Source organism: Streptomyces panaciradicis (assembly GCF_023516615.1).
GTDB classification, from domain to species: Bacteria; Actinomycetota; Actinomycetes; order Streptomycetales; family Streptomycetaceae; genus Streptomyces; species Streptomyces panaciradicis.
Map to the genome: position 1 here is coordinate 1 of NZ_JAMGBF010000212.1, position 10809 is coordinate 10809.

Genomic DNA, 10809 nt, shown 5'->3' on the forward strand with positions numbered 1-10809 from the left:
GTCCGGGCACGTGATCGTGCCGGGCGAGGCCGCCAGGGTCCGCGCGTCGGTGCCGTTGCCCTTGGACGGCGTCCCGGCGAGGGCGGTACCGGCGATGATCGCCCCGGACAGCGCCACGGCGGCGGCGCCGCCGAGGATGACGACGCGACGCTTGTTGTACTTCGGAAGAGCCCTGGACATGCGACTGCCTCACTCGGGTCTCGGGTGACAGGGGTGTCACTGCTGTGTGGCTGGTGTGTACAAACGCGGCGCCTGCGTTCGGCGTGAGGTACGTGAAAGCGGTTGCGGGTGTTCAACAGCCGGGTGAATTGACGAATCATGCATTGCTCTGCATACTCATGCATGACGGTTCGGACTCTTCCCGAGGAGCAACGCAAGTGAGCAGCAACAGCGGTGACGTCCGGCTCTGGGGCGGCCGGTTCGCCGACGGTCCCGCCGAGGCCCTGGCGAAGCTGTCCGCGTCCGTCCACTTCGACTGGCGGCTGGCGCCGTACGACATCGCCGGTTCGCGTGCCCACGCGCGCGTGCTGCACAAGGCCGGGCTGCTGACCGAGGACGAGCTGGGGCGCATGATCGCCGGGCTGGACCAGCTGGAGGCGGACGTGGCGGACGGCTCCTTCGTCGGCACCATCGCCGACGAGGACGTGCACACCGCCCTGGAGCGCGGCCTGCTGGAGCGTCTCGGCCCGGACCTCGGCGGCAAGCTGCGCGCCGGCCGCTCCCGCAACGACCAGGTCGCGACCCTGTTCCGGATGTACCTGCGCGACCACGCCCGCGTGATCGGCGGCCTGATCGCCGAGCTGCAGGACGCCCTGATCGGCCTGGCCGAGGCCCACCCGGACGTCGCGATGCCCGGCCGTACGCACCTCCAGCACGCCCAGCCGGTCCTCTTCGCCCACCACGTCCTGGCGCACGTGCAGTCGCTGTCCCGGGACGCCGAGCGGCTGCGCCAGTGGGACGAGCGCACGGCGGTGTCGCCGTACGGCTCGGGCGCCCTCGCGGGCTCCTCCCTCGGCCTGGACCCGGAGGCGGTGGCGAAGGACCTCGGCTTCGAGCACGGCAGCGTCGGCAACTCCATCGACGGCACGGCCTCCCGCGACTTCGTCGCCGAGTTCGCCTTCATCACGGCGATGGTCGGCGTGAACCTCTCCCGCATCGCCGAGGAGGTCATCATCTGGAACACGAAGGAGTTCTCCTTCGTGACCCTGCACGACGCGTTCTCCACGGGCTCGTCGATCATGCCGCAGAAGAAGAACCCGGACATCGCCGAGCTGGCGCGCGGCAAGTCGGGCCGCCTGATCGGCAACCTGACGGGCCTGATGGCCACCCTCAAGGCCCTGCCGCTCGCCTACAACCGCGACCTGCAGGAGGACAAGGAGCCGGTCTTCGACTCCATCGACCAGCTGGAGGTCCTGCTCCCGGCCTTCACCGGCATGATGGCGACGCTCACCGTGCACCGCGAGCGCATGGAGGAACTGGCCCCGGCCGGCTTCTCCCTGGCCACCGACATCGCCGAGTGGCTGGTCAAGCAGAACGTCCCCTTCCGTGTCGCGCACGAGGTCGCCGGCGAGTGCGTGAAGGCAGCCGAGGCCGAGGGTAAGGAGCTGGACGAGTTGACGGACGAGCAGTTCGCCAAGATCTCCGCCCATCTGACCCCGGAGGTCCGCACGGTCCTCAACGTGCCGGGCGCCCTCGCCTCCCGCGACGGCCGAGGCGGCACGGCGCCGAGCGCGGTCGCCGTACAGCTGGCAGAGGTGAAGGCGGACGTGAGGAACCAGCACAACTGGGCAACGGCCCGGCAGCAGGCTTAAGGGGCGCGGGGCTGTGTCGATGTGCGGCTCCGCCGCGTGGGCGCGACAAGCCACGAAGCACCCGCACGCGCCCACCGCACCCACCGGGCTCTGAGGCGAAGGGCCCCGCGGGCTACGTTGGTCGGGAACCGAACCGGACCCGACCCACGGAGCCCGCGATGCCCTTCGCCCGACTGGCCGCCGCAACCACCCCCACCTGCCACATCGGACTGGGCCTCGCCGCCGTCGGCCGCCCCGGCTACATCAACCTCGGCCGGGACGAGGACCTCGGGGAGCACCGCACGGTCGAAGACCTGCGCGCCCGGACCCACGAACTCCTCGACGCCGCCTATGTGCAGGGCGTCCGCTATTTCGACGCGGCTCGCTCCTACGGCCGCTCGGAGGAGTTCCTCGCCGAATGGCTCGACGCCCGGCCGAGCTTCGACGACATCGTCGTCGGCAGCAAGTGGGGCTACACCTACACCGCCGACTGGACGACGGACGCCGAGACGCACGAGGTCAAGGACCACGGCGTCCGCACCTACGAGCGCCAGCGTGCCGAGACCGACGCCCTGCTCGGCGACCGCCTCGACCTCTACCAGATCCACTCGGTGACCCCGGACAGCCCGGCCCTCACCGACAAGGAACTGCACGCCGAACTCGCCGAGGCCGCCGCCCAGGGCCTGACCATCGGCTTCTCCACCAGCGGTCCGGCCCAGGCGGACGCGATTCGCGCCGCCCTCGCGGTGACGGTCGACGGCGAGCCCCTCTTCCGTACCGTCCAGTCGACCTACAACGCCCTGGAGACCTCGGCCGCCCCCGCCCTCGCCGAGGCGCACGACGCCGGCCTCACCGTGATCGTCAAGGAGGGCATGGCCAACGGCCGGCTCGCGGCCCCGCACGCCCCCGAAGCCCTGAAGGCCGTGGCGGAGGAGACCTCCCTCGGCTGCGACGCCGTCGCCCTCGCCCTGATCCTCCGGCAGCCCTGGGCCGGCGTCGTCCTCTCCGGCGCCGCGACCGTCGCCCAGCTCGCCTCCAACCTGCACGCGGCCGCGGTGGACCTCGACGAGGACCAGCTGGCCCGCCTGGCCGCGCTCGCCGAGGAGCCGCGGGCGTACTGGGAGAAGCGCAGCAGCCTGCCCTGGCACTGAGAAGACCGCATGGCCCACCCGTGGGTGAGTCACGCATGCGTCGCATGAGACATGAATGTCTCACATGGGTTATGGTTGTCTCATGGCTGTCGACCGTGACCACGTCCTGCGCTCCGCCGCGGCCCTGCTGACCCGCAAGTCCACCGCGACGATGGACGAGGTCGCGAAGGCCGCCGGCATCAGCCGCGCCACCCTGCACCGCCACTTCGCGGGCCGCGACGCGCTCGTACGGGCACTGGAGTCGCTCGGCATCGCCGAGTGCGAGGCGGCGCTGGACACGGCCGCGCTCGACGAGGGGCCCGCGCCCGACGCCGTGCGGCGTCTCGTACGGACGCTGGAGCCGTCGGCCGCCCTGCTCGCCTTCCTCTACACCGAGAACCAGCTCTTCGAGGGCGAGCAGCAGAACGCGGGCTGGACCAGGATCGACGACCGCATCGCGGCCCTGTTCCGGCGCGGACAGGCGGCCGGCGAGTTCCGCATCGACCTCACCCCGGCCTGGCTCACCGAGGCGCTGTACGGCCTGCTGGCCTCCGGCGCCTGGGCCGTGACCGAGGGCCGAGTGGCCCGCAAGGACTTCACGCACATGATCACCGAGCTGCTGCTCGGCGGCGCACTGCGCCAGGACACTCCCCGAAGGAAGGAATCATGACCAGCACCCTGCAGCCGGCGACCACGACCGAGGCGGTGAAGCGCCCGGGCCGCTGGACGGCGCTGGCCGTCCTCGTCCTCGCCGTGCTGCTGGTGGCCGTCGACGCGACCGTCCTCGGTCTCGCGACCCCCTACATCAGCGAGGACCTGAACCCCACCGGCACCCAGCTCCTGTGGATCGGCGACGTCTACTCCTTCGTCATCGCCGGCCTGCTCGTCTCCATGGGCAGCCTCGGCGACCGCATCGGCCGCAAGCGCATCCTGCTCGGCGGCGCCACGGCGTTCGGGGCGATATCGGTCCTCAACGCCTACGCCACGACACCGGAGATGATGATCGTCGCCCGCGCCCTGCTCGGCGTCGCGGGCGCGACCCTCATGCCGGCCACCCTCGCCCTGATCCGCAACCTCTTCCACGACCCGCGCGAACGCAGCCTCGCCATCGGGATCTGGGGAGCGACGGCCTCCGCGGGCACGGCGGTCGGCCCCATCGTGGGCGGCTTCCTGCTGGAACACTTCTGGTGGGGCTCGGTCTTCCTGATCAACCTGCCCGTGATGGCCGTCCTCGTCGTCGTCGGCATCCGCACCCTGCCCGAGTCCCGCAACCCGAACCCCGGCCCCTGGGACCTGACCAGCGTCATGCTGTCCCTGGTCGGTGTGATCGGTGTCGTCTACGCGGTCAAGGAAGCGGCGACCCACGGTCTCGCCCTGCCCTCGCTCGCCGTCGGCGCCCTGGGCGCGGCGGCCCTGACCTGGTTCGTCCGCCGCCAGCTCACGCTTGCCACCCCGCTGCTGGACATGCGGCTGTTCCGCAACCGCGGTTTCAGCGCCGCGGTCCTGGCCGACCTGCTGACCATCCTGGGCCTGTCCGGCCTGGTGTTCTTCCTCTCCCAGTACCTGCAACTGGTCCAGGGCAGGGGGCCGTTGGAGGCCGGCCTCGCCGAAGTCCCGGCGGCGGTGGGCGCGGTGGCGGCCGGTCTGGTCGCGGGCCGGGCGGCCCGCCGCTTCTCGGTGCGCGCGGTCGTCGCCGGCGGCCTCGCGGCGGTGGGACTGGCCCTGGCCGCGCTGACGGTCCTCGACGCGTCGACGGGCTACGGCATCCTCGGCGCCGCCCTGCTGGTGGTGGGCGTGGGCGCGGGCTTCTCCTTCACGGTCACCGCGGACGTCATCCTCTCCTCGGTGCCCAAGGAGCAGGCGGGTGCGGCCTCCGCGGTCTCGGAGACGGCGTACGAACTCGGCGCGGCCCTGGGCATCGCCCTGCTCGGCACCATCGTCACGGGCGTCTACCGGGGCTTCGCCGCTCCGGCGGGCACCCCGTCAGGGGCACACGAATCCCTGGGCGGCGCGGTCGAGGCGGCGGCCGGGATGCCGACGGCAGCGGGCCGGGAACTCCTGTCCGCGGCCCGCGACTCCTTCGTCGACGGCCTCTCGATCGCGATGGGCGTGGGAGCGGTCGTCCTCCTGACCACGGCGACCGCAGCATGGTTCCTGCTCCGAAACCAACACCTGGAGACCCACTCCTAAGGGGCGCGAGGAACCGCGCACAGCGCCCTTGACCCACGGCACAGGATTGCCAACCGAACCGTCAGCCACCCAGGGGCGCGAGGAACCGCGCACAGCGCCCTTGACCCACGGCACAGGATTGCCAACCGAACCGTCAGCCACCCAGGGGCGCGAGGAACCGCGCACAGCACGCCTCACCCACGGCACCGTCGGTCCGGCCGAACCGTCGGAGACCTACGCCGCCTTCGCCTTGGTGGCGTACATGTCCACGTACTCCTGGCCGGACAGCCGCATGACCTCCGCCATCACGGAGTCCGTCACGGCCCGCAGCACATAGCGGTCGCGGTCCATCCCCTCGTACCGGGAGAACTCCATGGCCGGGCCGAAGCGGACCGTCACCTTCGCGGGCCGCGGCATCCCCGCGCCGCCGGGCTGGATCTTGTCCGTGCCGATCATGGCGAAGGGAACGACGGGCGCGCCGGTCATCAGCGTCAGCCGCGCGATGCCGGTGCGCCCCCGGTACAGCCGCCCGTCGGGGGAGCGGGTGCCCTCGGGATAGATGCCGAACACCCGGCCCTCCTCCAGGATCCGGCGCCCGGTCATCAGCGCGGCCACGCCGCCCTTGCCGCCGTCCCGGTCGACCGGGATCATGCCGACGCCGGTGAAGAACCACGCCATCAGCCGGCCCTTGAGGCCCTTGCCGGTGACGTACTCGTCCTTGCCGATGAAGCACACCTGCCGGTCGCACACGAGCGGCAGGATCATCGAGTCGATGAAGGTGACGTGGTTGCCGGCCAGGATGACGGGGCCGTCGCCGGGGATGTTCTCCACGCCTTCCACCTGTGGGCGGAACATCAGGCGCATGATCGGTCCGAGCACTGCCTTGATGAGCGCGAAGCGGGACAACGGGCCCTCCGATGTCAAGGGTTTCGATATGAGTCTGTGCAGGTGAGGACGATACTCCCGGGCCCGGGGGTCGCGCACATCGGGTTCACCGAGGTCTTACGGACTGTTGACATACGTTTACCTGCGGTGACGCCGTGTTGCTCACCGGTAACCGGCCCGGAACCTGTGACGCAGGTCGCGTACACCGAAAGAGGGGGATCGACACCTCGTCAGATCTCCTTTCCCGTACGACATCGGGCGTCACCCGCGTGTTCCGGCCACGGTCTCCCGCCCGTCATGTCCACGCACCTACGATCGGCCCGCATCAAGGAGCCCACGGCAGGGGAGGCGTTCATGGGAACGCAGGAGAACGACCAGACAGGCGGCACCGGGCGACGGGCGCTTCTCGGCGCGGCGGTGCTGGGCGCCGGCGGAGCCGTACTCGGCCTGTCCACGGCCGCGAGAGCCGCCGAGGCGCGGCACGGCGGCGGGCTGGGCGGCCTGCCCAAGCCGACGATCATCGGCCACCGCGGCACCGCCGGCTACCGGCCCGAGCACACCTTCGGCTCGTACGACCTGGCCCTCGACATGGGCGCCGACATCGTCGAGGCCGGCGACCTGTGCCCGACCAGGGACGGCCATCTGGTCTGCCGGCACGAGCCGGAGATCGGCGGGACGACCGACGTCGCCGACCACCCCGAGTTCGCCGGCCGCAGGACCACCAAGGTGCTCGACGGCGTCGCCACCACCGGCTGGTTCACCGAGGACTTCACGCTCGCCGAGCTCAAGACGCTGCGCGCGATCGAGCGCATCCCGGCCAACCGCCCGCACAACACGCTCTACAACGGCCGCTGGGAGATCCCCACCTTCGAGGAAGTCCTGCGGTGGCAGGACGAGCAGACCCGCCGGCGCGGCAAGCAGGTGTGGATCTACCCCGAGACCAAGCACCCCACCTACTTCCGCAAGCTGGGCCTGGGGCTGGAGGAGCGCGTCGCCAAGCTGCTGCACAAGCACGGCAAGGACCGGCGGAACTCGCCGGTCATCCTGCAGTCCTTCGAGCCGACCAGCATCCAGCGGCTGAACAAGCTCGTCGACAACCCCCTCGTCGTCCTGCTGTCCGGCGCGACCACCCGCCCCTGGGACTTCGTCGAGTCGGGCGACCCGCGCACCGTCGCCGACCTGATCACCCCCAAGGGCCTCAGGGAGATCGCCGGCTACGCGCAGGGCATCGGCCCGACCCTGGACCTGGTCATCACCAAGAAGGCGGACGGCAGCCTCGACAAGGAGACCACCCTCGTCTCCGACGCGCACAAGGTCGGCCTGATCCTGCACCCCTACACCATGCGCAACGAGAACCCCTTCCTGCCGGCGGAGTACCGCAGGGGCACGGACGCGGACGGCTACGGCGACGCCTTCGGCGCCTTCAAGCGCTACTTCGCCACCGGCATCGACGGCGTCTTCACCGACAACGCCGACACGGGCCTGCTGGCCCGCGCGGACTTCGTCAACGGCTGAGCGCCGCACCCCGGTTGGGGTGAACGGCCGGCCGCCCGGGCAACCCGGCACCCGGGCGGCCGCGTCGGTCCGCATATGACGCACGACCTGCTCACCGCCCTGCGCCCGCTGCTCACCGCCGAGGCCTCGGCCGAGGCACCCGCCTCCGGGACGGAACCGGCCGACCTGGAGCAGGCGGTCTGGCTCCGCCTGCTGGAACGCCTCGACGCCGACGGCCCGCCCCTCGACCCGCCGGGCTGGCTGCGCCGCGCCGTCCGCTCCGAGGCCCGCCGCAGCCGCCGTACGGCCCGCCGCGAACGGCCCTACGCCGCCGAGCCCGCCGACCACACCGAGCGGGACCCGGCCGACCTCGTCCTCGCCGCCGCCCGCCGCAGGGCCCTGCGCGACGCGGTGCGCCGGCTGCCCGGCCGCTGCCCCGGTCTGATCGAGGCCCTGCTCTCCCCGAAAGACCTGACATACAGGGAAATCGCGGGGGAGTTGGGTATGTCACAGGGCAGTCTGGGCCCGGAACGCTCCAGATGCCTGGGATGTCTTCGCCGTTTGCTCACATCGGAGGTTGCGGCGCGCGAAGGGCGGGGATAGGAGTGAGGGACAACGTGGCGATCAGGTGAGCGGGAGGCGTGCGCACATGGGCATGAGCGTGACCATCTCGGTGGCGACCGAGCAGGACACAGAGCAGATCTTCAAGCTCCAGTACCTGTGCTTCCAGAGCGAGGCGGCGCTGTACGGCAACTACCGCATCGACCCGCTCGTCCAGTCCCTGGAATCGGTCCGCCAGGAGGTGGCCGCCGACTGCGTCTTCGTCGCGCGGCTCGGCGAGGAGGTCGTCGGCTCGGTGCGCGGCCGTATCACCGAGGACGGCGCCGCGTCCATCGGCAAGCTCTGCGTCCACCCCCGCCTGCAGGGCCACGGCATCGGCGCGCGCCTGCTGCGCGCGGCCGAGACGGCCCTGGTGGAGGAGCGCGGGGCGAAGAAGTTCCGCCTGTTCACGGGCCACCGCAGCGAGGGCAACCTGCGTCTGTACCGTCGCGTGGGCTACCAGACGGTGGGCACGTCGGAGGGCACCGACGGCGTACCGATGATCATCCTGGAGAAGCCCGCGGAGGCGTACGTCGCTACGGCGTGACCGTGCGGTTCCTGCGCAGCCAGTACAGGGCGGACAGCGGCAGCAGCACCGGGATGAAGACGTAGCCCATGCCGTAGTCCGACCAGACCGTCGCGTCCGGGAAGGCCGACGGCTCGACCAGGGTCCAGGTACCGACGATCAGCACGCCCGCGAGTTCGGCGGCGCAGCACACCTGCGCCGCCTTGCGGGCCCTCTCGCCGCCGCGCACCAGCGTGTACGTGATGAACCCGTACACCACGCCCGCGACCGCCGACAGCGAGTAGGCGAGCGGCGCCCGGTCGAACTCGGTCGCGATCTGGTACACCGAGCGCGAGACCGCGCCGACGACCATCACGCCGTAGAACCAGACGAGCAGCATGCCGGGCCCGCTGATGAGCCGCTTCGGCTTCTCATCCACGTTGTCTTCCACGGCGGTCATCTCACCCTCCCCAGATGTCATAGAGCCGCACCTCCAGCACGGCGAGCACCACACCGCCGGCGGCGGCCGTCACCGAGCCCCAGCGCGTCCGCTCCGCCAGCGACATGAACCCGGCCGCGGGGACGCAGGCGAAGGCGCCGATCAGATACGCCACGAAGATCGTCGTGCCCTGCTCCGGCTTCTCGCCCCGCGCCAGCTGCACGATCCCGATCACCAGCTGGACCAGGGCCAGCACGGACACCACGGCCATCCCGATGAAGTGCCAGTCCTTGGTGGGCTCGTCGCGGTAGGCGGCCCACCCGCACCAGGCGGCGAGCAGCAGCGCGGCGACGCCGGTCACCAGCGTCAGGGCATCAAGCATGTCGTGACCTTATTACGGCCGAAACCGGCCGCCGCCGCCGACCCCGCCGTACGCCGTAGGGTCTAGACCATGACGATCCACGCGCAAGCCCTCCTGTTCGACAACGACGGCACCCTCGTCTCCTCCCTCGACTCCGTGAACCGCTGCTGGACCCTGTGGGCCCGCGAGTACGGCATCACCGCCGAGGAGTTCGGCCGCGTCGAGCTGCACGGACGCACCGCCGTGGAGATAGCCGCCGACCTGCTGCCCGCCGAGGTGGTGCCGGAGGCCGTCGCGCGGATCGAGCTGCTGGAGGTGGAGGACGTCCCGAACGGGGGCGTGCGGCTGCTGCCCGGCACGGCCGGCTTCCTGGCCTCGCTGCCCGCCGACCGCTGGGCCGTCGTCACCTCCGCCACCCGGCGCCTGGCCGAGGCCCGGCTCGACGCCGTCGGCATCCTGCCCAAGACGCTGATCGCCGCCGACGACGTCACCCGCGGCAAGCCCGACCCCGAGCCCTACCTTCTGGCCGCCCGGCAGCTGGGCGTCGACCCGGCCGACTGCGTCGTCTTCGAGGACGCCCCGGCGGGCCTCGCGGCCGGCCGCGAGGCAGGAATGACCACCGTGGCGTTGGCCACAACCCACCGGGCCCACGAGCTCGACGCCGACCTCGTCGTGAAGGACCTGTCGGCCTTGTCCGCACTGGTCACCGACGAGGGAGTGGAGATCTCCGCCCGCGCCTGACACCTGTCCACCGCCGTCCACGATGTGGGACGGCGGTTCTTGGTCCCGTCGATACCTCTGATTTACTGATCGCATGACCACGACGAGCTGCCGCACCCTTGCGACCGAGGCGACCATGACGCCCGGTGCTCGTTGTATGTGTCGAATGTGCGCCTTCTAGAGGGCCCCCGCACCATCTTCAGCCTCGCGCCCCGAAGCGAGCCGCCGTGGCATGTCCGTGCGCGCTGAACGCCGCACGAGACCGAGCCCCCGCGCATGAACCCTTCCTCCCGTACCAGGGCACACCCACGCCCGCGTACGGACTCGACAGTGACGGAAAACCCCTGTGATCACGACATCGGGCCTGACCAAGGTCTACCGCTCGCGCGGTCGTGAGGTCACCGCCCTGGACGGCGTCGACCTGCACGTCCGTGAAGGCGAGGTGTACGGCGTCATCGGCCAGTCCGGCGCCGGCAAGTCCTCGCTCATCCGCTGCGTCAACCTGCTGGAGCGTCCGACGTCCGGGACGGTCACCGTCGCCGGGCAGGACCTCACCGCCCTCGCCGGCCGCGGCCCCCGCGCCGGCCGGGAGCTGCGGCGGGCGCGCAGCCGGATCGGCATGGTCTTCCAGCACTTCAACCTGTTGTCCTCGCGCACCGTCCAGGACAACGTCGAACTGCCGCTGGAGATCCTCGGCACGTCGGGCCGGGAGCGCT

At 71.2% G+C, this 10809-nt stretch carries 12 protein-coding genes and 1 pseudogene; 9 read left to right on the top strand and 4 right to left on the bottom strand.

Annotation, left to right across the window (positions count from 1 at the left end; all coding sequences use genetic code 11):
• Positions 1-180: pseudogene (locus tag M8J74_RS41175) on the bottom strand (hypothetical protein); the annotation flags it as partial.
• A 197-nt stretch (positions 181-377) separates the two neighbouring features.
• Between M8J74_RS41175 and argH the strand changes: the two are divergent.
• From argH to M8J74_RS41195, 4 genes are all read left to right on the top strand, one after another.
• Complete coding sequence (gene argH, locus M8J74_RS41180) at positions 378-1811, top strand: argininosuccinate lyase (protein ID WP_249841290.1); 1434 nt, start codon at positions 378-380, stop codon at positions 1809-1811.
• 158 nt (positions 1812-1969) lie between these two features.
• Positions 1970-2941 carry an aldo/keto reductase gene (locus M8J74_RS41185; protein WP_249841291.1) on the top strand — a complete coding sequence of 324 codons (972 nt, stop codon included), beginning with the start codon at positions 1970-1972 and terminating at the stop codon, positions 2939-2941.
• A gap of 82 nt (positions 2942-3023) precedes the next feature.
• Positions 3024-3590, top strand: a complete 567-nt coding sequence (locus M8J74_RS41190) for a TetR/AcrR family transcriptional regulator (RefSeq protein ID WP_249841292.1) — start codon at positions 3024-3026, stop codon at positions 3588-3590.
• Positions 3587-5110, top strand: a complete 1524-nt coding sequence (locus M8J74_RS41195) for an MFS transporter (RefSeq protein ID WP_249841293.1) — start codon at positions 3587-3589, stop codon at positions 5108-5110. The genes M8J74_RS41190 and M8J74_RS41195 overlap by 4 nt, the downstream gene beginning before the upstream one ends.
• Positions 5111-5323: 213 nt before the next feature.
• Here M8J74_RS41195 and M8J74_RS41200 read toward each other — a convergent pair whose 3' ends face one another.
• On the bottom strand, positions 5324-5995 hold the full coding sequence (locus M8J74_RS41200; protein WP_249841294.1) for a lysophospholipid acyltransferase family protein: 672 nt from the start codon (positions 5993-5995) through the stop codon (positions 5324-5326).
• A gap of 333 nt (positions 5996-6328) precedes the next feature.
• Between M8J74_RS41200 and M8J74_RS41205 the strand changes: the two genes are divergently transcribed.
• The 3 genes from M8J74_RS41205 to M8J74_RS41215 all read left to right on the top strand — a co-directional run bounded on the left by M8J74_RS41205 (position 6329) and on the right by M8J74_RS41215 (position 8615).
• A complete protein-coding gene (locus M8J74_RS41205; RefSeq protein WP_249841295.1) occupies positions 6329-7489 on the top strand; it encodes a glycerophosphodiester phosphodiesterase in 1161 nt (386 codons plus the stop codon).
• 75 nt (positions 7490-7564) lie between these two features.
• Positions 7565-8071 carry an RNA polymerase sigma factor gene (locus tag M8J74_RS41210; RefSeq protein ID WP_249841296.1) on the top strand — a complete coding sequence of 169 codons (507 nt, stop codon included), beginning with the start codon at positions 7565-7567 and terminating at the stop codon, positions 8069-8071.
• Between the two features lie 46 nt (positions 8072-8117).
• Positions 8118-8615: a GNAT family N-acetyltransferase gene (locus M8J74_RS41215; protein WP_249841297.1), complete on the top strand. Its 498-nt coding sequence runs from the start codon at positions 8118-8120 to the stop codon at positions 8613-8615.
• On the opposite strand, the gene M8J74_RS41220 is transcribed toward M8J74_RS41215, so the two are convergent.
• Both M8J74_RS41220 and M8J74_RS41225 read right to left on the bottom strand, forming a co-directional pair.
• Positions 8605-9033 (bottom strand): hypothetical protein, encoded by a 429-nt coding sequence (locus tag M8J74_RS41220; RefSeq protein WP_249841298.1) that lies wholly within the window; start codon positions 9031-9033, stop codon positions 8605-8607. The two genes, M8J74_RS41215 and M8J74_RS41220, sit on opposite strands and share 11 nt — an antisense overlap.
• A 1-nt stretch (position 9034) precedes the next feature.
• Positions 9035-9394: a hypothetical protein gene (locus M8J74_RS41225; RefSeq protein ID WP_249841299.1), complete on the bottom strand. Its 360-nt coding sequence runs from the start codon at positions 9392-9394 to the stop codon at positions 9035-9037.
• A gap of 69 nt (positions 9395-9463) precedes the next feature.
• On the opposite strand from M8J74_RS41225, the gene M8J74_RS41230 reads away from it, so the two are divergent.
• Positions 9464-10114: an HAD family hydrolase gene (locus tag M8J74_RS41230; RefSeq protein ID WP_249841300.1), complete on the top strand. Its 651-nt coding sequence runs from the start codon at positions 9464-9466 to the stop codon at positions 10112-10114.
• A 325-nt stretch (positions 10115-10439) separates the two neighbouring features.
• Positions 10440-10809 (top strand): ATP-binding cassette domain-containing protein (locus tag M8J74_RS41235; RefSeq protein WP_249841301.1); only part of this gene is annotated, 370 nt, incomplete at its 3' end.